This window comes from Isoptericola sp. NPDC055063 (assembly GCF_053608125.1).
In genome coordinates this window covers 155,706-176,596 of the sequence record NZ_JBSGUW010000001.1, presented here as the reverse complement: position 1 = coordinate 176,596, position 20,891 = coordinate 155,706, and the positions used below count along the sequence as shown (strand labels likewise).

20 protein-coding genes are annotated in these 20,891 nt (G+C 74.5%); 11 read left to right on the top strand and 9 right to left on the bottom strand.

The window, feature by feature from the left end:
* Positions 1-130: 130 nt before the first annotated feature.
* Positions 131-1,870, bottom strand: a complete 1,740-nt coding sequence (locus ACWF41_RS00810; RefSeq protein WP_380325857.1) for a pyruvate dehydrogenase — start codon at positions 1,868-1,870, stop codon at positions 131-133.
* Between the two features lie 140 nt (positions 1,871-2,010).
* Between ACWF41_RS00810 and ACWF41_RS00805 the strand changes: the two genes are divergently transcribed.
* Both ACWF41_RS00805 and ACWF41_RS00800 read left to right on the top strand, forming a co-directional pair.
* Positions 2,011-2,739, top strand: coding sequence for a thiamine pyrophosphate-dependent enzyme (locus ACWF41_RS00805; RefSeq protein ID WP_380325860.1), 729 nt, complete (start codon positions 2,011-2,013; stop codon positions 2,737-2,739).
* Positions 2,736-3,683: a transketolase family protein gene (locus ACWF41_RS00800; RefSeq protein WP_380325863.1), complete on the top strand. Its 948-nt coding sequence runs from the start codon at positions 2,736-2,738 to the stop codon at positions 3,681-3,683. Before ACWF41_RS00805 ends, ACWF41_RS00800 begins: the two co-directional genes overlap by 4 nt.
* On the opposite strand, the gene ACWF41_RS00795 is transcribed toward ACWF41_RS00800, so the two are convergent.
* Positions 3,664-4,128: a DUF952 domain-containing protein gene (locus tag ACWF41_RS00795; RefSeq protein ID WP_380325866.1), complete on the bottom strand. Its 465-nt coding sequence runs from the start codon at positions 4,126-4,128 to the stop codon at positions 3,664-3,666. The genes ACWF41_RS00800 and ACWF41_RS00795 overlap by 20 nt on opposite strands.
* A 68-nt stretch (positions 4,129-4,196) precedes the next feature.
* On the opposite strand from ACWF41_RS00795, the gene ACWF41_RS00790 reads away from it, so the two are divergent.
* Entirely contained in the window at positions 4,197-4,814 is a 618-nt protein-coding gene (locus ACWF41_RS00790) for a TetR/AcrR family transcriptional regulator (protein ID WP_380325869.1), read from the top strand.
* A gap of 9 nt (positions 4,815-4,823) precedes the next feature.
* Complete coding sequence (locus ACWF41_RS00785; RefSeq protein ID WP_380325872.1) at positions 4,824-5,450, top strand: class I SAM-dependent methyltransferase; 627 nt, start codon at positions 4,824-4,826, stop codon at positions 5,448-5,450.
* Here ACWF41_RS00785 and ACWF41_RS00780 read toward each other — a convergent pair.
* The 3 genes from ACWF41_RS00780 to ACWF41_RS00770 all read right to left on the bottom strand — a co-directional run bounded on the left by ACWF41_RS00780 (position 5,440) and on the right by ACWF41_RS00770 (position 9,101).
* The gene (locus tag ACWF41_RS00780; protein WP_380325875.1) at positions 5,440-6,645 is read right to left on the bottom strand and encodes a Fic family protein; all 1,206 of its coding nucleotides are present in this window, start codon (positions 6,643-6,645) and stop codon (positions 5,440-5,442) included. The genes ACWF41_RS00785 and ACWF41_RS00780 overlap by 11 nt on opposite strands.
* 50 nt (positions 6,646-6,695) lie before the next feature.
* A complete protein-coding gene (locus tag ACWF41_RS00775) occupies positions 6,696-7,376 on the bottom strand; it encodes an SDR family oxidoreductase (RefSeq protein WP_380325878.1) in 681 nt (226 codons plus the stop codon).
* A 240-nt stretch (positions 7,377-7,616) separates the two neighbouring features.
* Positions 7,617-9,101: an MFS transporter gene (locus tag ACWF41_RS00770; RefSeq protein ID WP_380316775.1), complete on the bottom strand. Its 1,485-nt coding sequence runs from the start codon at positions 9,099-9,101 to the stop codon at positions 7,617-7,619.
* A gap of 114 nt (positions 9,102-9,215) precedes the next feature.
* On the opposite strand from ACWF41_RS00770, the gene ACWF41_RS00765 reads away from it, so the two are divergent.
* The 6 genes from ACWF41_RS00765 to ACWF41_RS00740 all read left to right on the top strand — a co-directional run bounded on the left by ACWF41_RS00765 (position 9,216) and on the right by ACWF41_RS00740 (position 13,620).
* The gene (locus ACWF41_RS00765) at positions 9,216-10,136 is read left to right on the top strand and encodes a helix-turn-helix transcriptional regulator (RefSeq protein ID WP_380316778.1); all 921 of its coding nucleotides are present in this window, start codon (positions 9,216-9,218) and stop codon (positions 10,134-10,136) included.
* 7 nt (positions 10,137-10,143) lie between these two features.
* Complete coding sequence (locus ACWF41_RS00760; RefSeq protein ID WP_380316781.1) at positions 10,144-11,361, top strand: pyridoxal phosphate-dependent aminotransferase; 1,218 nt, start codon at positions 10,144-10,146, stop codon at positions 11,359-11,361.
* Positions 11,362-11,370: 9 nt separating this feature from the next.
* Positions 11,371-12,252, top strand: coding sequence for an SCO6745 family protein (locus ACWF41_RS00755; protein ID WP_380316784.1), 882 nt, complete (start codon positions 11,371-11,373; stop codon positions 12,250-12,252).
* 77 nt (positions 12,253-12,329) lie between these two features.
* Positions 12,330-12,800 (top strand): SRPBCC family protein, encoded by a 471-nt coding sequence (locus ACWF41_RS00750; RefSeq protein WP_380316787.1) that lies wholly within the window; start codon positions 12,330-12,332, stop codon positions 12,798-12,800.
* Entirely contained in the window at positions 12,797-13,156 is a 360-nt protein-coding gene (locus tag ACWF41_RS00745) for an ArsR/SmtB family transcription factor (protein WP_380316791.1), read from the top strand. Before ACWF41_RS00750 ends, ACWF41_RS00745 begins: the two co-directional genes overlap by 4 nt.
* A 5-nt stretch (positions 13,157-13,161) precedes the next feature.
* Positions 13,162-13,620 (top strand): SRPBCC family protein, encoded by a 459-nt coding sequence (locus ACWF41_RS00740; RefSeq protein ID WP_380316794.1) that lies wholly within the window; start codon positions 13,162-13,164, stop codon positions 13,618-13,620.
* 71 nt (positions 13,621-13,691) lie between these two features.
* On the opposite strand, the gene ACWF41_RS00735 is transcribed toward ACWF41_RS00740, so the two are convergent.
* Positions 13,692-14,723, bottom strand: a complete 1,032-nt coding sequence (locus tag ACWF41_RS00735) for an acetylxylan esterase (RefSeq protein WP_380316797.1) — start codon at positions 14,721-14,723, stop codon at positions 13,692-13,694.
* A 96-nt stretch (positions 14,724-14,819) separates the two neighbouring features.
* Between ACWF41_RS00735 and ACWF41_RS00730 the strand changes: the two genes are divergently transcribed.
* Entirely contained in the window at positions 14,820-15,617 is a 798-nt protein-coding gene (locus ACWF41_RS00730) for a DeoR/GlpR family DNA-binding transcription regulator (protein WP_380316800.1), read from the top strand.
* 38 nt (positions 15,618-15,655) lie between these two features.
* On the opposite strand, the gene ACWF41_RS00725 is transcribed toward ACWF41_RS00730, so the two are convergent.
* From ACWF41_RS00725 to ACWF41_RS00715, 3 genes are all read right to left on the bottom strand, one after another.
* Positions 15,656-16,510, bottom strand: coding sequence for a LacI family DNA-binding transcriptional regulator (locus ACWF41_RS00725; RefSeq protein WP_380316803.1), 855 nt, complete (start codon positions 16,508-16,510; stop codon positions 15,656-15,658).
* 74 nt (positions 16,511-16,584) lie between these two features.
* On the bottom strand, positions 16,585-18,876 hold the full coding sequence (locus ACWF41_RS00720) for an FAD-dependent oxidoreductase (RefSeq protein ID WP_380316806.1): 2,292 nt from the start codon (positions 18,874-18,876) through the stop codon (positions 16,585-16,587).
* Positions 18,877-18,966: 90 nt separating this feature from the next.
* Complete coding sequence (locus ACWF41_RS00715; RefSeq protein ID WP_380316809.1) at positions 18,967-20,883, bottom strand: BNR-4 repeat-containing protein; 1,917 nt, start codon at positions 20,881-20,883, stop codon at positions 18,967-18,969.
* Between the last annotated feature and the right edge of the window lie 8 nt (positions 20,884-20,891).

The following is a 20,891-nucleotide window of genomic DNA, read 5'->3' as shown; positions in this document are numbered from 1 at the left end:
AAGGGAAAGAAGCCACTTCCTCTTCCCCCTCCTCCTCCTCTCCCCCCTTCTCTTTTTGTGCGCGGTTTTTTTCTTCCTCTTCTCCCCCAAAAACCCCCCCCACCCCCCCGCTCACAACAATCAGGCTGGGTCAGCGGGGGAGGTTGCGCAGGTTGGAGCGGGCCATGGACATGACCTCTCCCATGCCGCCACCGAAGATCTGCTTCGTCATGGCGGTGGCGAACCCGCGGATCTGCCCCGCCGAGATGGACGGCGGGATGGACAGCGCGTTCGGGTCGGTGACGACCTCGATGAGCGCGGGGCCCTTGCGGTCGAGCCCGTCCTTGAGGGCGCGGCGCAGGTCCTTGGGCCGCTCGACGCGGACGGACGGGATGCCGACGGCGAGGCCGATGTTCCGGTAGTCCACGGGCGGGGAGTCGGTGCCGTACGACGGCAAGCCCTCCACCAGCATCTCGAGCTTCACCATGCCGAGGGTCGCGTTGTTGAAGACGACGACCTTCACCGGCAGGTCGTAGGTGCGCACCGTGATGAGCTCGCCCAGCAGCATCGACAGCCCGCCGTCGCCGGCGAGCGCCACGACCTGCCGGCCGGGCTCCGCGAACGCGGCGCCGATGGCGTGCGGCAGGGCGTTCGCCATCGACCCGTGGATGAACGACCCGATGACGCGCCGCTTCCCGTTGGGCGTGAGGTACCGGGCCGCCCACACGTTGTTCATGCCGGTGTCGACGGTGAACACGGCGTCGTCGGCGGCCGTCTCGTCGAGCTGCACGGCCGCGTACTCGGGGTGGATGGGCGTGTGCTTCTCCACGTTCCGGGTGTACGCGCCGACCACCTTGGTCATGATCCCGGCGTGCTTGTCGACCATGGAGCGCAGGAACTTGCGGTCCTTCTTGCGCTTGACCAGCGGGTTGAGGATCCGCAGCGTCTCGCCGACGTCGCCGTGCACGGGCAGGTCGAGCCGGGTGCGGCGGCCGAGGTGGGAGGCGTCGACGTCGATCTGCGCGGTGCGGACGTCGGCGGGCAGGAACGAGTCGTACGGGAAGTCGGTGCCGACCATGACCAGCAGGTCTGCCGAGTGCATCGCCTCGTGGCAGGAGCCGTAGCCCAGCAGGCCGGACATGCCGACGTCGTGGGGGTTCTCGTACTGGATGATCTCCTTGCCGCGCAGCGAGTGGCCGACGGGGGCGGCGGCCAGGTCGGCGAGCTCGAGCACCTCCTCGCGCGACCCTCGCGCCCCGGCGCCGACGAACAGCGTGACCTTCTTCGCAGCGTTGATCGCGTCGGCGAGGGCCTGGACGTCGGCGTCGTTCGGCACGACGCGCGCCGGGCAGGCGCCGGGCACGAGGATCGGGGCGTCGTCGTCGGGCACCCGCTCGTCCGCGACGTCGCCCGGCAGCGTGAGCACCGCGACGCCCGGGGCGGCGAGCGCGTGCTGGATGGCTGACCGCGTGACGCGAGGGAGCTGGGCCGGCGACGAGATCAGCTCCGAGAACACGGACGCCTCGGTGAAGATGCGGTCCGGGTGGGTCTCCTGGAAGAACTGCGTGCCGATCTGGGCGCTCGGGATGTGCGACGCGATGGCCAGCACGGGCAGGCGCGACCGGTTCGCGTCGTAGAGGCCGTTGATGAGGTGCAGGTTCCCCGGCCCGCAGGAGCCGGCGCAGACGGCGAGCTCGCCCGTCACCTCGGCGTCGGCGGCGGCCGCGAACGCCGCCGCCTCCTCGTGGCGCACGTGCACCCAGTCGATGCCGTCGGTGCGGCGGACGGCGTCGACGACGGGGTTCAGGGAGTCCCCGACGATCCCGTAGATGCGCTTCACGCCGGCGGCGACGAGCTGGTCGACGAGGTGTTCGGCGACGGTGCGGGCCATGACGAGACCTCCTGATGACGGCGGCTGGTCCGTCTCGATCCTGCCTCCGACCCCGCGTTTCCGCAGGACGGCGGGGGTGACGTCGCACACCCGGCGAGCGGCCTTGACCTCAACCATGGTTGAGGTCACACGATCGAGGCATGACGACGACGGCTCCCGCCACCCCCACGACGGTCCCGCAGCGCGTCCGGGACCTGGTCGCGCGCGTCACGGGCGACGAGAAGCACGACCCGAGCGCGCACTCCACGCTCGACGTCGTGTGGACGCTGTACGACCAGGTGCTCCGCGTCGACCCGGCCCGCCCCGACGACCCCGACCGCGACCGCTTCCTGCTCTCGAAGGGCCACGGCCCGGCGTCCACGTACGCCGTCCTGGCCGCGAAGGGATTCTTCCCGGCGGCGTGGCTGGACGACGTGGCGTCGTTCGACTCGCCGCTCGGCCATCACCCCGACCGCACGCTGGTGCCGGGCATCGAGATCGGCAGCGGCTCGCTCGGGCACGGCCTGCCGCTCGCCGTCGGGCTCGCGCTGGGCCTGCGCGGGCGGACCCCCGCGCGCGTCGTCGTCCTCGTGGGCGACGCCGAGCTGGACGAGGGCAGCAACGCGGAGGCGATCCAGGTGGCGGGCCGGTTCGGCCTCGGGAACCTCACGTGCGTGGTCGTCGACAACCACAGCGACAGCCTCGGCTGGCCCGGCGGCATCGCGCCGCGGTTCGCGCTCGAGGGCTGGGCGGCCGCCGAGGTGCGCACCCACGACCAGCCCCGCCTGACCGCCGCGCTGCGGCGCACCGAGCCCGACCGGCCGACGGTCGTGGTCGTCGACACCACCGGCCACCCGACCGGCACCCCCACGAACGAGGAGTCGGCATGACCGCCCCGGCCACCGCGCCCGCGCTCGACCTGCGCACCCGGTTCTACGAGGAGCTCGGCCCCCTGCTCGACGCGCACCCGGACGTCGACGTCGTCCTGGCCGTCATCGGGTCGGGCTACCTGGGCCGCGTGATCGAGCGCCACCCCAGCCGCGTCATCGACGTCGGCATCCGCGAGCAGGCGCTGATCGGCGTGGCGGGCGGCCTCGCGCTGGCGGGGCGGCGGCCGATCGTGCACACGTTCGCGTCGTTCCTGGTGGAGCGGCCGTACGAGCAGGTCAAGCTCGACCTCGGCCACCAGGACGTGGGTGCCGTGCTGGTCAGCGCGGGCGCGTCGTACGACGTGTCCGCGGGCGGCCGAACCCACCAGGCCCCCGCCGACGTGGCGCTGATCTCCGCGCTGCCCGGCTGGACGGTGCACGTGCCGGGCCACGCCGACGAGGTCGCCCAGATCCTGCACCGCGAGGCGGCGGGCACCGGGCGCGTCTACGTGCGCCTGTCGGGGCAGCGCAACGCCCGCCCGGGACCCGTCGACGGGCGGCTGCACCTGGTGCGGGACGCCGTCGACGGCAGGGGCGGCACGTCCGCGCCGCTCGTCCTCGCCGTCGGCCCGATGCTCGACACCGTGCTCGAGGCCGTCGCCGACCTGCCCGTGCGTGTCGCGTGGACCGCCACCCCGCACCCGCTTGACGCCGACGGGCTGCGCGCGCTGCTGCCTGCGGGCCCGGGGGCCGCGCCGTCGCTCGCCGTCGTCGAGCCGTACCTGGAAGGGACGAGCGCCGCGGCCGTGGCGGCCGCGCTGGCCGACCGGCCCAGCCGCGTGCTGCACGTGGGTGTCCCCGGCGAGGCCGAGCTGCGCCGGTACGGCACGCCGCGCGACCACGCCGCGGCGCACGGACTGGACGCCGCGGGCGTGCGCCGCCGCGTCACGACCCTGCTGGGCTGACCGCGGGGCTGACCTCCAGGCCGGCCCCGAGCGACGTCCAGAGCGTGGCTTCGGGTGCCGTCTCGCGGACGTCGAGGCCGGAGAGGTCGGGGACGACCCACCCGTCGGGGCCGCGCCCGACCTCCAGGAGGGCGACCACCGTCTCGCGGTCCATCGGCAGCAGGGCGCCGATGCGGGGCGCGGGCCCGCCGGCTGCGGGCGCCCAGGTCACCGGGATGCCCTGGGCGGCGAGGGCGTCCTCGTCGATCACGGCGAGCACCAGCGCCTCGGTGGCGTCGCCGTAGACGTCGTGCAGCACGGCGGGCAGGCCGCCCGCCGTCGTCGCGTGGATGTGGCCCGCGTCGTCGAACAGCGTGCGCCGCGTGGCGACGTCGTACTCCCCGAACCGCGCGCACGCCTCCCAGTCGTCGCTGAAGGCCACGTGCAGCAGTCGTCGTCCAGCCATCGGTCCTCCTCGTGTGGTGCAGCCCGTGTGATGACGTCAGTAATGAAACGGTGCCGTATCATTAGAGCATGGACACGGAGACCCCTCGGACCCCCGCCCGCCGCGGGCGCCCCCGCCGCGACGAGGCCGAGGCGCGCCGGGAGGCGATCCTCGACGCGGCCACGGTGCAGCTCGCGGAGCACGGGTTCGCCGGCACGACGATCGAGGGCGTCGCCGCCGCCGCGGGCGTCACCAAGCGCACGATCTACGCCCGCTTCACGGACAAGGAGGGGCTCTTCCTCGCCGCCGTCGAGCGGCTGCACCGGCACGAGCAGGAGGGCCTGCACGCGGGGGACGACCTGGAGGAGGTCGCCACGCGCGTCGTGCGGACCCTGCACGGCGACGACGCCGTGACGCTGCACCGCCTCGTCGTCGCGGAGGCGCGCCAGCTGCCGCGGCTCGCCGCGGACTTCTACGCGAACGGCCCCGCCCGCACCGTCGAGGTCCTCGCGGAGCTCCTGGCCGCCGAGCACCCCGGTCTCGGGGACGTGCCCGTGCGCGCCGAGGAGCTGTACACGCTGCTGCTCGGCGAGCCGCACCGCCGCCGGCTGCTCGGCCTCGAGCCCGCGCCGTCGCCCGCCGCGGCCCGTGCGCACGCCCGGCGCGCGCTGCGCACGGTCGCGGGCCCCGTCCCACCCCGTCCCTAGGGTGGCCGCATGACGGGTGAGGCCAGCGCCGCGTACGCGGCACGCGCGCAGGAGTACACGGACCTTTTCGGGTCGATGGCGTCGGTGCACGAGGACGACCGCGACCTCGTGGCGCGGTGGGCTGCCGGGCTGACGGGCCGCGTGCTCGACGCCGGGTGCGGGCCCGGGCAGTGGACGGACTTCCTCGCACGGCTGGGGTTGGACGCCGAGGGCGTGGACCTCGCCGAGCCGTTCCTGGAGCGCGCCCGCGCGGAGTACCCCGGCGTCACCTTCCGTCGCGCCGCGCTGGACGACCTCGGCGTGCCCGACGGCGGCCTCGGCGGGCTGCTCGCCTGGTACTCCGTCATCCACACCCCGCCCGATACCACGGACGGCGCGGCTGTGGACGACGTGCTGGCGGAGTTCGCCCGCGCCGTCGCCCCCGGGGGTGGGCTGCTGGTCGGCTACTTCCGCGGCCCGCGCGTGGAGCCGTTCGACCACAAGGTCACGACGGCGTGGTTCTGGCCGCCCGAGGAGCTGGCGGCGCGCCTCGACCGCGCGGGCTTCGACGTCGTGGCCACCGCCGAGCGTGACGAGCCCGGCGCGCGCCCGCACGGCGCCGTCAGCGCACGGCGCCGGGCGGCGCTCACCGCCTGAGCAGGCTCTGGGCGTACTGGTCGAGGACGGTGAGGATGCCGGAATGCTCCCAGACGCGGTTGCGGCGCATTCCGGTCCGCTCGGTCAGCACGCCGGCCTCGGTGAGCTGGGAGAGGGCGTTCTGGGCGGTCTGGCCGACCATCCCCAGGTGCTTGGCGAGGAACGGGGCGTTCACGACGGGGTGCGAGACCAGGTGTGGCACGACACGCCACGCCGCGGCCTGCCGCCGAAGTCCGCCGAGCTGGGCGCGAGCAGCGTCGACCTGTGACGAAAGGTCGTCGACGAGCTGGGACCCCGACGAGGCGGCGAAGCGTGCCGCGGCGGCGACGCGTTCGACGATCGGGCGTGCGTCGCCGTCGCGGTAGGCGGACAAGGCCGCGAAGTACCCCTCGGTCTGCGTGAGCAGCCCCGCCGACACGGGCGCGGTGGTGGCCGTGACGATCCCCTTGGCGCGGAGGATGGAGTGGATCATCGCGCGGCCCGTGCGCCCGTTCCCGTCCACGAACGGGTGGATGACCTCGAAGTGAGCGTGCGCCACTGCCGCCTGGAACAGGACGGGCAGGTCGTCGCGCCGGACGAATCCGACCAGATCGTCCATCGCCGGGGCGACGAGCGGTGCCTGAGGCGCGACGTGGGACGCGCCCCGAGGGCTGATCGTGCTCGTCCCGATCCACACGAGCTGGTCGCGCCAGCGGCCGGCGTGGTCCTCCCAGCCGCGCTGGCCCGACAGGAGCGCGCGGTGCATGTCCAGGATGGCGTCGGTGTCGAGCCGGTCGGCGAGCGCGAGCGCCGCCTCCATGGCGCGGACGTTCGCGACCACGGTGCGGGCGTTCGTGGACGTGGACTGCTCGATCTCGGCAAGAGCCAGCTGCCGGGGGCCGACGGTGAGGTCCTCGATCTGCGACGACGACGCGGACTCGGTGCGCAGGAGGATGGAGCTCATGGGGCCGAGGGTCGGGCTGGTGGTTCCGAGGATCTTGGCGGCGTGCTCGTCGAACCGGCCGAGCGCCGCAGAAGCCTCTTCGACGTCTGCGGACAGGTCGGCAGGGATGTCCGGGACCCAGCTGGCGATCGTGGGCGGGACGACCGAACGATGGGGGCCGGACGCGGCGGCCCGCGCGGACCGGCTCGTCATCCCGTCCGCGTCGGCGACCCAGTAGTCGTCGGCGTACTCGAACGCGGGAACCTTGACCATGAGGCCATCTTAATCAAGGTTTCGCCGAAACCTTGATTAAGGCTCGCGGCCTAGTCCAGGTTTCGCAGCGCGGCGGGGATCGGCGTGTCCCCCGCGGAGAAGCGCACGAACCGGCCGATGGTCGCGGGCTCGCGCAGCGTCCGCGCGACGACCTGCGCGACGTCGGCGCGCGGCACGCTCGTGTCGGTGCCGCGCGGCACGGGGCCGGTCTCCGGGAACAGCGTGACGCGCCCGGTGGGCGGCTCGTCGATCAGGGTGCCGGGGCCGAGGATCGTCCAGTCGAGGTCGGTGGTGCGCAGGTGGTCGTCGGCGGCCAGCTTGGCGTCGGCGTAGGCGAAGAAGCCCGCGCTCTCGGGGACGCCGTGCTCCGGCGTCGAACCGATCCACGACACCATCACGTACCGCCGCACGCCGGCGCTCGCGGCGGCGTCCATGGACCGGATCGCGGCGTCGCGGTCGACGGCGTAGGTGCGCTCCGGGTTGCCGCCGCCCGCCCCGGCGGACCAGACGACGGCGTCCGCGCCGGCCAGGACGGCGGCGATCTCCTCGGTGGTCGCGTGCTCGACGTCCAGGAGCGCGGGCTCCGCGCCGAGGTCGGCGACGCGGTCGACCTGCTCGGGCTTGCGGACCACCCCGACGACGTCGACCACCGGGCCCGTGCCGCCGTCCGCCAGCAGCGGGACCAGCTGGCGCGCGACCTTGCCGAGCGCGCCGATGACGACGACCTTCATGACGACCTCCGAACGGGGCGACGGACCGGACTCCCACCGTCGCCCACCCGATCCCCGGACGGCAACCTGCGAGCCGAAAGCACGGTGATCTTGAGCAACCACCCGGCGGATCCTGGGCCGATCCTGAGGTCGCCGTCGCACCCTCGTCGTGGGGGCAGCCCCTGGCCCCCACGAGCACGGCGCCTCCCCGACTCCCCGTCGCGGGGCGGCGCCGTGCGGACGTCTCGCGCGGGCCCGCCGTCAGCGGGCCCGCGCGATGCGCGTGGCCAACGCGGCGAAGACGAGCGCCAGCCCGGCCTGCACGACGACGGCCACCGCGAAGCCGCCGGGCAGCCCTGCCGCCGCGCCGCCGGGGGAGTGCGCGGCGACGGCCTGGAACAGCCCGCCGAGCACGGCCACGCCGAGCCCGAGACCGAGCTGCTGGAGCGTGGTGAACAGCCCGCCCGCGACGCCCGCGGCCCAGGTGGGCGTCCGCGACAGGACGGTCCGCAGCACCGGCCCGTACATGAGGGCCTGCGCCGCGCCGAGGGCCATGAGCAGCGGCTGCAGGGCCGCAGCCCGGTCGCCGTGCCCGCTGCCCACCACGAGCCCGAGGGCGAGCAGCACCGCTGCCTGCGCCAGCGCGGCGCCCGTCATCGTCCACCGCCCGGTGCGCCGCTCGATCGCGGGCAGCGCGAGGGCCGTGGCGATGAACGCGCCGCCGAAGCCGAGGAGCAGCACGACCGTGCCCTGCGCGTCGGCGCCGAGCGCGCCCTGCGCGAGCGCCGACACCTCGTACAGGAACGCGCCGTAGCCGGTGAAGAACAGCAGCGTCATGACGAGGCCGTGCCGCACGGCAGGGGTGCGCAGCACGGACGGCGGCACGACGGGCAGCTCGCCCCGCCGCTCGGCCGCGCGCTGCGACCGGGCGAACAGGGCGAGTACGGCGCCCGCCGCGGCGAGCATCCCGAGCAGCACCGGCGGCCACCCGGCCGACGCGCCGAGCGTCAGCGGCACGACGAGCAGCAGGAGGCCCGCGGCCAGGAGGGCCGCGCCGCGCAGGTCGAGGGCGAGCGGCGCCGTCGACCGGGACTCCGGCACGGTCCGCAGCGCGAGCAGCGCCGCCGCCGCGATGGCGCCCGTGGCGACCTGCACCGCGCGCCAGCCCAGGTGCGGGCCCGCCATCCCGGCGACGGCCCCGGCGAGCACCTGCCCGGCGATCGTCGCGACGCCGCTCACGGCGGTGAAGAGGGTGACGCCCAGCGCGCGCAGCCGGTCGGGCGCCGCGGCCTGGATCGTCGAGAGCACCTGCGGGGTGAAGAGGCCCGCGGCGACGCCGAGTCCGGCGCGCAGCGCCACCAGCGTCGCCAGACCGGGCGCGAAGGCCGCCGCCGCGGACAGCACCGCGAACGCCACCAGCCCGACGGCGAGCAGCCGCCGCCGGCCGTACCGGTCCCCGAGGCGTCCGGCGACGACGAGCGTCGCGGCGAACGTCGTCGTGTACGCGGACAGGACGAGCTGCCCGCCCGACGTCGCGGCGCCGAGGTCGGCCGTGATCGCCGGGGCGAGCAGGTTGACCGACCCGAACGTCATGTTGACCGGCAGGTAGGCGACGAGGAGGACGGCGAGGCCGATCCCGGTGAGGGCGCGGGGTGCGGTGGTGCGGGGTGCGGTGGTGCGGGGCGCCGTCGCCGCAGGGGCCGTGGTGACGGCGGGCTGCGCGGCGGGTGCGCTGGTCGTGGTCATGACGACGACGGTGCGCCCCCGCTCATCCTGGTACCAGGAGCCTGCTGATCGTGGTACCGGCACCACCTGGTTCGAGGCTGGATCGGCGGCACGGGCCGGGCGACACTGGTCGTCATGACCGCCACGTCGCCCGACCGTGCCGCCCTCGGGGAGTTCCTGCGCGAGCGCCGCGGGCGGATCGGGCCGGGCGACGTGGGGCTGCCCGTGAGCGGCCGGCGCCGCACGCCGGGGCTGCGCCGCGAGGAGGTGGCGCAGCTCGCCGGCGTGGGGGTCACCTGGTACACGTGGCTGGAGCAGGGCCGGGCGCGGAACGTGTCGGACCAGGTGCTCGACGCCGTCGCCCGGGTGCTGCGGCTCGACGCCGCCGAGCGCCGCCACCTCCTGGCCCTGGCCGGGCGGGAGCCCGCCGTCGCGCCCGGGCCGCCGCCCCAGGTGCACCCGGAGCAGCTGGCCGTGCTGGAGCAGCTGCTGCCCTACCCGGCCGCGATCCAGACGGACAGCTACGACCTGCTCGCCGCGAACCGGGCGTACCGGTACCTGTTCGACGACCTCGACGCCCACCCGCCCGAGGAGCGCAACTGCGCGTGGCTGATGTTCACCGAGCCGCGGTGGCGCGGGGCGCTCGGCGAGGCCGAGGAGACGGTGCTGCACAACATCGCCGCCCGGCTGCGGGCGCGGGAGCCCGAGCATCGCGAGGACCCGCGCTGGGCCGCGCTGCTGGGGAGGCTGCGCGCGGAGTCGCCGGACTTCGTCCGGCACTGGGAGTCGTACGACGTGGCCGGCGACGGCACCCAGCTGCGCCGCTACCGCTCGCCGCGCGTCGGCACGCTGGAGGTGCACTTCCAGAGCCTGTGGATCGACCGCGCGCGCGGCGACCGCATCATCCTCATGACCCCCGCCGACGACGCCACCCGGCAGCGGCTGGAGCGCCTCGACGCGCTGGTGGGGGCCGCGCCCGCCACCACCACGCGGGACGACGCCGGGGCCGCTCGTCGTGGAATGGCCGTGTCGGGCACCCGGGAGGCGGGGGGATGATGGACCCGTGCGCACCATCCGACAGAGCCGCAAGCTTCTCAACGTCCGCTACGACGTCCGCGGTCCCATCCTCGAAGAGGCCCAGCGCCTCGAGGCCGAGGGCCATCGCATCCTCAAGCTGAACATCGGCAACACGGCGCCGTTCGGCTTCGAGGCACCGGCGGCGATCCTGGCGGACATGGTCCACCACCTGCCGGAGGCGCAGGGGTACAGCGACTCGCGCGGCATCTACGAGGCGCGGACGGCGGTGGCGCAGTACTACCAGTCGCGCGGCCTGCGGGACACGACGGTGGACGACGTGTTCATCGGCAACGGCGTCTCCGAGCTCATCTCGATGGTGCTGCAGGCGTTCGTCGACGAGGGGAACGAGATCCTCGTCCCCGCGCCCGACTACCCCCTGTGGACGGGCGCGGTGACGCTGTGCGGCGGCACGGCCGTGCACTACCGGTGCGACGAGGAGAACGGCTGGATGCCGGACCTCGAGGACATCGAGTCGAAGATCACCGAGAACACGCACGCCATGGTGATCATCAACCCGAACAACCCCACCGGCGCCGTGTACTCCAAGGAGATGGTCGAGGCGCTCGTGGACATCGCGCGCCGCCACGACCTCGTGATCCTCACGGACGAGATCTACGAGAAGATCCTGTTCGACGGCGCCACGCACCACCACGCCGCGGCGGCCGCGGGCGACGACGTCCTGTGCCTGACGTTCAGCGGCCTGTCGAAGGCGTACCGCGTGTGCGGCTACCGCGCCGGCTGGGTCATGATCTCGGGCCCCAAGGAGAACGCCACCGAGTTCCTCGAGGGCCTCACCCTGCTCGCCAACATGCGCATGTGCGCCAACGTCCCCGCGCAGCACGCGATCCAGACGGCGCTGGGCGGGTACCAGTCGATCAACGAGCTGATCGTGCCCGGCGGCCGCTACTACGACCAGGCGATGCTGGCCGACAAGCTCCTCAACGAGCTCCCGGGCGTGACGTCGGTGCGCCCGCGCGGCGCGCTGTACTGCTTCCCGCGCCTCGACCCGGAGATGTACGCGATCGACGACGACCAGCAGTTCGTCATCGACCTGCTGCGGGCCAAGAAGATCCTGGTCACCCACGGCACGGGGTTCAACTGGTTCGAGCCCGACCACTTCCGCCTCGTCACGCTGCCCGACGAGGAGGTCCTCACCGAGGCCATCGGCCGCATCGGGGAGTTCCTGGCGACCCGTCGCCGCTAGTCTCGACGCATGTCGCAGGCTCGCGGTCTCGCACGTCAGATGTGGCACGCGCTGGAGCCCGTGCACGCGCTGTTCTGGTACGCGCCCGAGGTGTTCGCCGAGGCCGCGGGCCTGGGTTTCGCCGTCGACTCGCGCTGGCCGAGCTACTTCGCGTGGCGGGCCGCACCGCTGGGCGCGGCGGGGGCGCAGCAGGTCGGCGCGGCGTTCTACAGCTTCAGCCCCCGCACGACGGCGGAGCACGTGCCCGCCGCGTGGCGGGTCGCTGAGCCGGAGCGGATCCTCGAGGCGCGCCTGCGCGGGGTCGACGCGATGTACCGCGCCGTCCTGGGCGACCGGGTCGTCGACGGGGGCGGCGACCTGGCCGAGGCCGCCGCCCTGGCGCGCGAGGCCGCGGGATCCGTCGCGACGGCGGGTCGGCCGCTCGCCGCGGCGAACGCCGACCTGCCCTGGCCGGACGAGCCGCACCTGGCGCTCTGGCATGCGATCGGCATCCTGCGCGAGCACCGCGGCGACGGGCACGTCGCGGCCCTGCTGACGGCGGGGCTCGACCCCGTCGAGGCGCTGGTCTCGTTCGCCGCGATCGGCGCCGCGCCCGTCGAGGCGTTCGCCGGCCGGGGCTGGACCGACGACGAGTGGCTCGCCGCGCGGGACCGCCTGGCAGCCCGCGGGCTGGTCGACGGCGCCGGCGAGGCGACGGCGGCGGGCCGCGAGCTGCGCGACGCCGTCGAGCGGACCACCGACGACCTCGCCGCCGCGCCCTGGCTGGCGCTGGGGCCGCAGAAGGCCGGCCGCCTCGCGCAGCTGACCGGCCCGTTGCGCGAGGCCAACCTCCGCACCGGCCTGTACCCCCGCGCCACCACGCTGGGCATCGGCACGGTTCAGGCCACCTAGGCGCTACGCAACAAACGGTTGCGCTTCTCGCGACTCAGGACTACCGTGATGTGCAACCGAAAGTTGCAGGAGGGGTCATGGGGTCGACGAGCGAGCTGGGAAGCATCGAGCGCGAGCTGTACGTGGAGGCGTCGCCGGAGGTCGTCTTCGAGGTGGTGAGCCGCCCCGAGCACGTGCGGCAGTGGTGGCCCGACGACGCGGACTTCGACCCGGAGCCCGGCGCGGCGGGGTCGATCACGTTCGGCGCGGGCCCGGACCGGACCGTCGAGTCGTTCACCGTGGTCGAGTCGCTGCCGCCGCGCACGTTCTCGTTCCGCTGGACGCACCCGGCCGGCGAGGAGGCGCGGGCGGGGAACTCGCTGCTCGTGACGTTCGACCTCGTCCCGTCCGGCGACGGCACGCTGCTGCGGATGACCGAGACGGGCTTCCGCGAGCAGGGCTGGGAGGTCGCGGTCCTGGAGCAGCGCTACTCCGAGCACGTGGACGGCTGGGCCTTCTACCTGCCGCGGCTGGTGACCTACGCCGGGTCGCTGGAGGTCCGGTCATGACCGAGGCAACGGGTGTCGACGACGTGCTCTGGTCCGCCATCGGCGACCCGACCCGCCGCCGCATCCTCGACCTCCTGCTCGCCGACGGCGGCGGCACCGCCTCGTCGCTGAGTCGGCAGCTGCCGGTGACCCGGCAGGCCGTGGCCAAGCACCTCGACGTGCTCGACCGGGCCGGCCTCGTCCGCTCGACGGCGGTGGGCCGGGAGAAGCAGTGCCGGGTGGACGCCGCCCAGCTCGAGCGGGCGGCGGACCAGCTCGCGACCGTCGGCCGGGCGTGGGACCGCCGGCTGCACCGCATCAAGGCGATCGCCGAGGCGATCGAGAGCACCCGGAAGACCGACACGAGAAGGAGCTGATCGCGATGGTGGACATCCTGCACCGGATCGGGGCCAGGACCCCGACGCCCGAGGCGATGTACGAGGCGCTGACCACGGTCGACGGCCTCGCCGGCTGGTGGACCGAGAGGACGACGGGGGACGCCGGCCTCGGCGGGAAGGTCGAGTTCCGGTTCCCCGGCGCCGGCCACGACGATCCCGGCTTCGACATGGAGGTCGTGGAGGCCGTGCCGCTCCAGCGCGTGGTGTGGCGGGTGGTCGACGGCCCCGCGGAGTGGGTCGGCACGACGGTCGAGTGGGACCTGCGCCAGGACGGCGACTGGACGATCGTGCTGTTCGCACACCGCGGCTGGCGCGAGCCCGTCGAGTTCATGCACCACTGCAGCACCAAGTGGGCCGTGTTCCTGCAGAGCCTCAAGGCCCTGGTCGAGGGCGGCGACGCCGCGCCGTCGCCCCGCGACGTGAAGATCGACGACTGGAACTGAGCCCACTCCCCGAGGTAGTGCCTCCCGTCCTCCGGTAGTGCCCGCCGTGCACGACCGGAGGACGGGAGGCACTACCGCGTCGCGCGGACCACGGCGTGCGCGACGTGCGCGCGCGTTGCCGCGAACGCCGCCGCCAGCTCGCGCGCCTGGCCGGGGTACTCCGCGTGCCCGGCGGAGTGCACCGCCAGCTCCAGCTCGGCCCCGGTGCCGGACAGGCCGGCGACCCGGACCCCGGCGGCGACGCCGAACTGCCCCGGCGGGGGCACGTGCGCGTCCCACAGGGCGCACTCGACGCGCGTCGGGACGCGCAGGTAGGTCGCCGCCACGGACGCGTCGGTGAGCGCGAGCACCGCACGGGCCTCCGGGTGCCGCGCCACGTACCCGCGCTGCGCCTCGCCGCTGCCCGTGCAGGGCACGGCGAGGCGCTCGTCGTACTGGCCGAAGCTCGGCACCTCCAGCGTGGCGCCCACGAACCGGTCGTCCCATGGCACGGCCAGGGCGCCGACCCCGCCGCCGAAGCTGCTGCCCACGTAGTACAGGGGCAGGTCGGCGGGGATGCCCGGGACGTCGGTCAGCGCCTCCTGCAGCGCGGTGGCCGCGTGCCACAGGTCGACGGCGCACCGGCCCAGCACGTACGTCTCGACGTCCTCGATGCCCGCCAGCACGTGCGCCGTCGAGACGTCCGGGGCGCCGACACCCGCGTTCAGGACACCGAGCCCCCGGGCGACGGGGAAGATGACGGCGGCGTCGTGCGGCACCCGCTCGAACGACGGCGCGTCGCGGCCGCCGTAGCCGTGCCCGTGCACGATCCCGACCCGCACCTCGACGTCCACAGGCAGCGCCAGCCAGGCGCGCAGCCGCAGGCCGCCGGCGGCGGTGAACGTCACGACCGACACCTCGTGCGCCCCCTGCCGGCCCACCGGCTCGGCCACGACGTCCGCCGGCACGCCCCGCGCGTCGTCGTGCCAGGACCGCCACAGGTCGGCGAAGCCCTCCGGCTCCGCGGAGGCCGGCACGGCCAGCAGGCCGTCCCGGTCGTACCCGTACGTGCCATCGATGGGGCTGTCGGGGAACCAGGCGTCGTAGGGGGCGGGCAGCGTCACGGAGATCTCCAGGGCGGGACGGGGCAGAGCCAGAACGAGGCGGCGTCGGTCACGACGTCGCGTGACAGACTGTGCCGCGGGTCGAAAGGGGAGCGGGTGCTCGTCGCAGAACGCAGGTCACGGATCGTGGCCGAGGTGCGCCGTCGGGGCGCCGCGAGCGTCACCGAGCTGGCCGAGGAGCTGGGCGTCAGCGCGATGACGGTGCGCCGGGACATCGAGGCGCTCGCGGACGCGGGGGAGCTGGACCGGGTGCGCGGCGGCGCCACGACCCGCGGCGACGCGGGCGGGACGCAGGAGCGCGGCTTCGCGTCGCGGGTGCAGCAGCAGGTCGCGGCCAAGCAGGCCATCGCGCGCCGGGCGGCGCAGCTGGTGGAGCCCGGCATGGCGGTGGGCCTCTCGGGCGGCACGACGACGTGGGTCCTCGCGCAGGAGCTGCGCGCCGTCCCGGACCTCACCGTCGTCACCAACTCGCTGCCCGTCGCGGAGGTGTTCCGCCGCCCCGACCGCGCCGACGAGCCGTACACCCAGTCCGTGGTGCTCACCGGCGGGGTGCGCACGCCGTCCGACGCGCTGGTGGGGCCGGTCGCCGTGCGCTCGCTGGAGCACCTGCACCTCGACGTCGCGTTCCTCGGCGTGCACGGGGTGGACCTGCACGCGGGCCTCACCACGCCCAACCTGCTGGAGGCGGAGACCGACCGCGCGCTCCTGGCCGCCGGCCAGGACGCCGTCGTGCTCGCCGACCACACGAAGTGGGGCGTCGTCGGCCTCACGACGATCGTCGACCTGCACGAGGTGGAGCGCCTCGTCACCGACGACGGCCTGGACGCCGACGCCCGCGAGCTGATCGAGGCGCACGTGGGCGAGCTCTGGGTGGTCCCCGCCGACCCTGCCTGACGGCACTGCCGACCGCACCGCCGATCGCGCCACCGGGCTCAGCGGGTGGTGCTCGCGCGCTGCACGACGCGCGCCGGCACCACCACGTGCTGCACCGGCAGGTTCGCGCCGGGCGGCGTGGCGATCTGCCGCTCCAGCTCCCCGAGGGCGCGCTCGACCAGCGCCTCCTTGTCGGGCGAGACGGAGGTGAGCGACGGCGTCGTGAACCGCGCGCCGCGCACGTCGTCGATGCCGACGACGGCGACGTCCTCGGGGATGCGCCGCCCGGCCTCGTGCAGGGCGGGCAGGGCGCCGAAGGCGACCGAGTCGTTGGAGCAGACGATGCCGTCGAGCTCGACGCCGCGCTCCAGCAGGCCGCGCACGGCCCGCTGCCCCTCGGCGGGGGTGAACGCCTCGACCTGGGCCACGAGGTCCGGGTCGTCGACGATCCCGAGCGCGGCCACGGCCTCGCGGTAGCCGGCGTACCGGCGGTCCGCGGCGTCCGACGGACGGGCGTCGCGGGGGCCGACGAACGCGACCCGCCGGCAGCCGACGGACGCCAGGTGCTCGGTCGCGGCGTACGACGCGGCCCGGTTGTCGATCGTCACGTGCGTGAACGGGCTGACGAGGATGTGCTCGCCCAGCAGCACCAGCGGCCCGGGGGAGGTGCGCCGCGTCAGGTCCGCCACGGACAGCGCGCGCGGGATGTGGATGAGCCCGTCGGTCGGGGGCAGCCCGATGCCGTTGGCGACGTCCACCTCGCGCTCGTGGTCGCCCGCGGTCTGCTGGATGAGGATCGACAGCCCGCGCTCGTCGGCGCGCCGCACCAGCAGCGCCGTGAGCTCGGCGAAGTACGGCTCCTCGAGGTCCGGCACGGCGAGCGCCACGATGCCGGTGCGCTCCTTCCTGTGCACGGCGGTCAGCGTAGCCCGGGCCTGCGTGGTCGCGCTGCCGCGCACCGGGCGGGCGAGCCCTGCGTGCGCCACCGTCACTCCTGCACGCGCAGCGCGACCACGCGGGCCTGCGCTGCGCCGTTCGTGGCGCCGACGACGAGGCGGACGGCGCGCAGCGGGCCGACGTCGGCGGGCAGCGGGTGGGTGCGCAGCCGCCACCGGTTGTCGGTCTCGTCGGCGACGGTCACCCAGCCGCCCTCGTCGGGGGTGCCGGCGGGCAACACCTCGAGGCGGTAGTCCTTGACGAGCGTCGGCATGATCTCGTCGGGCGTACGGTGGTGGTGCAGGGTGTTGAGCTCGACGTCGAGGTCGTCGTCGAGCACGACCCGCACCTCGCGCGCCGTCACCGGCTCGTCCCAGTCGAGGCGCAACCACTCGTCGCGGCCGGGCACCATCGGCGACGACGCCCACAGGTGCGGGCCGCCGTGGTTGCGGTGGTACCCGCTCGTGGCGCGCTCGGGCGCGAGGGCGCGGGTGTCGGGGCCGGCGCGGAACACGACGGACCGGCCGCGCAGCGGCTTGGTGGGCCACTGCACCAGCAGCTCCTCGGAGCTGATCTGCACGTTCTGGTCGTCGTTGTCGACCCGGTGCACCAGCGTGAGCACCCCCGCCGGCAGCGGGGACGTGAGGCGGACCGCTACGTCCGGGTTGGCGCGCAGCACGACGACGGCGTTCTGCGGGACCTCGGGCGCGAACGGCACGTGCGCGGTGACCCAGCGCTCGTCGCCGGCGGGCACGACGACGTCGGTCTTGGTCTCGAGGTGCGCGGGCACCACGTTCTGCGGCTTGCCGGTGGAGAACACCTCGACCGACAGCGTGGTGTCGCGGCGGGCGGAGACGAGCAGCTCGACCGTGTCGAGGCGCGGGTCCACGGGGAGCACGATGCCGAGGTCGACGTCGAGGTCGTAGACGTCGTACGCGTCGTAGGGGTCGCCGTCGGCCGGCTCGACGACGGGCGCGGCGATCCGCGTCGTCGTGCTGGAGGCGGTGACGGTGGCCCGGCGGGCGAGGTCGTGCGGGTCGGTGTTCGCGATGCCGACGGCGGGCGCGTCCCAGCGCAGCAGCGTCTGGCGCAGCTCGTCGAGGTGGTCGGTGTAGATGCCGCGCGGGGTGGTGCCGTGCTCCACGCACAGCGCCGCCGCGGTGCCGGCCGCCTGGCCCATCGCCCCGCAGGTGGCCATGACGCGCGCGGCGCCGAAGGCGATGTGCGTGGCGGAGACGTCGCGGCCGGCGAACAGCATGTTCTCCACGTTCACCGAGTACAGGGAGCGGTAGGGGATCTCGAAGACGCCCTCGGAGAACCGCTGCAGCGCGCCCGCGCCCTCGGCGTACATGCCCTGGGCGGGGTGCAGGTCGATGGACCAGCCGCCGAACGCGACGCCGTCGTCGAACACCGTCTGGTCGATCACGTCGCCCTGGTGCAGCGTGTAGTCGCCGACGAACCGGCGGTACTCGCGCTTGCCGGGCACGTTGCCGATCCACTCGAGGGTGAGGTTGTCGGCGTCGAACTTGCCGGAGTTCTTGATGTAGTCCCAGATGCCGAGGATGACGCCGCGCAGCTCGTCGCGGATGCGCTCGTTGTCGTCGACGATGTCCATCTCGCCGCCCCACTCGATCCACCAGTAGTGGGCGCCCGAGTCACCGCTGCGGATGACGCGGTTCATGGGGATGGGCGTGGACGTGATGTCGATCGCGGTCTCCGGCGCGACGTACTTCACCGGGTGGCCGAGGTCCTTGGTGTAGAAGAGCAGCGTGGAGCCGAGGAACTCGCGCACCGGCTCCGGCGGCGCCCACTCCTCGCCGAACTCGGCCTGCGACTCCTTCCCGAGCCGGTAGCGCGCGCCCGCCAGGGCGCCGACGAGCCCGTCGCCCGTGCAGTCGAGGAAGACCGGGGCGGTGAACGTCGTGAGGATCTCCGAGCCCATCGTCCAGCCCGTCACGGACTCGATGCGGCGGGCGTCCTCGGGGCCGGTGGCGACGACGTCGCGCACGTCCGTGTTGAGGAAGAGCCGGATGTTCTTCTCCCGGCGGACGGTGTCGAGCACGACGTCGTCCCAGTACACGGGGTTGCCCTCGGGGTTGCGGTACTGGTTCTCGACGTACATCTCGCCGACGATCCCGGTCTCGCGGGCCCAGCGCTGGTTGCCGTGGGCGGTGGCGCCGCACACCCACACCCGCACCTCGGAGGAGGAGTTGCCGCCCAGCACCGGTCGGTTGCCCGCCAGCACCACCTGGCGGCCCAGCCGCGCGGCGGCGACCGCCGCGCTGACGCCGGCGAGCCCCCCTCCGACGACGACGACGTCCGCCTCGACGGTCTGCGTACGCATGATCTCTCAGTCCTCGATCCGATGGTTGTGCTGGTCGAACAGGGTGTTTCGGGTGGTGCGGGGGCGGGTGTGCGGCGCCGGTCGCGGGCGTCAGCCGGCGGCCAGCACCTCGATCTCGAAGACCCGGGCCACGTCCGTCTCGGACGCCGACGGGTCGGTGGCGACCAGGCGGACCTGGTCGGCCGTGACACCGGTGACCGGGAGGGTGACGATCCCTGCCGTGCTTCCCGTGACCGCGCCCACCTCCACCCAGCCGTCCGCGGTGTGCAGCTCGACGGAGAAGTCGCGCAGCACGGCCGAGGCCGGGTCGACGGCGGCGCGGTAGCCGCTGTGCACCCGGACCGACGCCACCGGGGCGGCGTCGTCCCAGGCGACGGTGAGGGTGGGGGTCGCGTCGTCAGCGGCCGAGATCCAGCGGCTGTCGTCGGTGAGCCGGCCGTCCACGGCCTTCTCCCCGCCCGTGTCGGCGCGCAGCGCGGACGACGCGGTGACGGAGCCGCCGAGCGCGAGGTTGCCGGTGGGTCCCGGGGTGCCCGGGTCGCCGCCGCCGTCCTCGCCGCCGTCGTCGTCGCGGACCCCCGCGACGACGTCCGCGAGGGGGCTGCCGACCAGCGGCCCGCCCGTGCGGGGCACGCGGGCGTGGAACAGCGTGCCCGACGTCGGACCCGACTCGGCGGCGCTCACGTACAGCACGTCCGTGCCCGACGCGGGGCCGGTGCGGATCGTGCGCGCCGCGAGGCGCTGCTGACCCACCTGCACGTCCCCGAGCCCGGCGAACCGCCAGGTGCCGCCGTCGAGCCCCCGCTCCGCGCGGACCACCTGCGTGCGCACCTGGCCGGCGACCGTGCCCTGCACGACCGCGTACGCGCGGGTCGTGCCCGCCGCGGACGTGGCGTCGAGGGCGGCCACGGTGTCGGTCCCGGCGCCGAGGTCGTCGGCGTCGATCACGGTCTCCCGCTGCCAGGCGGCGCCGTCCCAGCGGGCGAAGCGCACGTCGAAGCGGTCGGGCGTGCCGTCGGCCTTCGCCCCGGCGTACCGGTAGACGACGCCCGCGAGGGTGTCGCCGTGCACGGCCAGCTTGGCGGTCTGCACCGTCGGGCCGTCCGTCTGGAGCGACTCGCCGTCCACGAACGGCTGGTAGACGACGGCCCCGCCCGCGGACGGGGAGATCGGCGTGCTCAGGGCGTTCCCCGCGGCGTCGTGCCACGAGTCGTCCGCCGGGTCGTAGACCGCGTACGAGCCGAGGTGGCGGTACGGGCCCGCGGCCCAGCGGTGCCACTCCCACAGCACGTGCAGGCGGCCGTCCATGCCGACCTCGAGGTCGTCCGGGTAGACCGACGCGCCGACGCCCGAGGCGAAGACCGCCACCCGGGACCAGGTGCCCGTCGCGGTGTCGAAGCGGTACAGGCGCCCGTCGCGCACCGTGGCCTCGTCGCGGCCGCCGCGCACCATGACGTACGCGTCGCCGTCGGCGCCGCGCGCGGTGACGGGGTACGTCATCGGCACGCCCTGGTCGGGCAGGTCCGCGCTCGCGTCGACCAGCGACGTGATGTCCCCGGGCGTGGTGGAGCGGAAGTACTGCCACGGCACGTGGTGCATCGACACGAACGCGTGGATGGTGCCCTCGCCGTCCACGACGATCGACGGCTGGTCGTGCCCGCTGTCGTCGAGGAAGGTCGCGCACGAGCCGTCGTCGGCGCGCAGGCAGCCGGCGGCCCACCCGCCGTCGGGGCCCTGCGCGGCGATGTGCACCTCGTGGCGCGCGGGGTCCGCGGCGGGCGAGTCGAACGCCATGTAGGTGACGCCGTCGACCACGTCGAGCGGCGTCCACCAGCCCGCGTTGTTGGAACGGTCCACGGGGAACGGCAGCTGCTCCACGGACTCGGCGTGCTTGCCGGGGGTGGCCGGGGCCGCCAGGGCGGCCGCGGCGGGGACGGTGGCGGCGGCCACCGCGGCCGCCGCGAGGGCGGCCGCGGTGCGCAGCACGGGGGTGGGGCGTCGTCGCATGGTTCCTC

Bases quoted from the DNA above. Each gene is read 5' to 3' on its own strand.
- ACWF41_RS00785 (WP_380325872.1), top strand. From the start codon at position 4,824: ATGACGGGTGAGGCCAGCGCCGCGTACGCGGCACGCGCGCAGGAGTAC.
- ACWF41_RS00750 (WP_380316787.1), top strand. From the start codon at position 12,330: ATGGGGTCGACGAGCGAGCTGGGAAGCATCGAGCGCGAGCTGTACGTG.
- ACWF41_RS00790 (WP_380325869.1), top strand. From the start codon at position 4,197: ATGGACACGGAGACCCCTCGGACCCCCGCCCGCCGCGGGCGCCCCCGC.
- ACWF41_RS00765 (WP_380316778.1), top strand. From the start codon at position 9,216: ATGACCGCCACGTCGCCCGACCGTGCCGCCCTCGGGGAGTTCCTGCGC.
- ACWF41_RS00805 (WP_380325860.1), top strand. From the start codon at position 2,011: ATGACGACGACGGCTCCCGCCACCCCCACGACGGTCCCGCAGCGCGTC.
- ACWF41_RS00810 (WP_380325857.1), bottom strand. From the start codon at position 1,870: ATGGCCCGCACCGTCGCCGAACACCTCGTCGACCAGCTCGTCGCCGCC.
- ACWF41_RS00770 (WP_380316775.1), bottom strand. From the start codon at position 9,101: ATGACCACGACCAGCGCACCCGCCGCGCAGCCCGCCGTCACCACGGCC.
- ACWF41_RS00745 (WP_380316791.1), top strand. From the start codon at position 12,797: ATGACCGAGGCAACGGGTGTCGACGACGTGCTCTGGTCCGCCATCGGC.
- ACWF41_RS00775 (WP_380325878.1), bottom strand. From the start codon at position 7,376: ATGAAGGTCGTCGTCATCGGCGCGCTCGGCAAGGTCGCGCGCCAGCTG.
- ACWF41_RS00715 (WP_380316809.1), bottom strand. From the start codon at position 20,883: ATGCGACGACGCCCCACCCCCGTGCTGCGCACCGCGGCCGCCCTCGCG.
- ACWF41_RS00780 (WP_380325875.1), bottom strand. From the start codon at position 6,645: ATGGTCAAGGTTCCCGCGTTCGAGTACGCCGACGACTACTGGGTCGCC.
- ACWF41_RS00740 (WP_380316794.1), top strand. From the start codon at position 13,162: ATGGTGGACATCCTGCACCGGATCGGGGCCAGGACCCCGACGCCCGAG.
- ACWF41_RS00755 (WP_380316784.1), top strand. From the start codon at position 11,371: ATGTCGCAGGCTCGCGGTCTCGCACGTCAGATGTGGCACGCGCTGGAG.
- ACWF41_RS00800 (WP_380325863.1), top strand. From the start codon at position 2,736: ATGACCGCCCCGGCCACCGCGCCCGCGCTCGACCTGCGCACCCGGTTC.
- ACWF41_RS00720 (WP_380316806.1), bottom strand. From the start codon at position 18,876: ATGCGTACGCAGACCGTCGAGGCGGACGTCGTCGTCGTCGGAGGGGGG.
- ACWF41_RS00795 (WP_380325866.1), bottom strand. From the start codon at position 4,128: ATGGCTGGACGACGACTGCTGCACGTGGCCTTCAGCGACGACTGGGAG.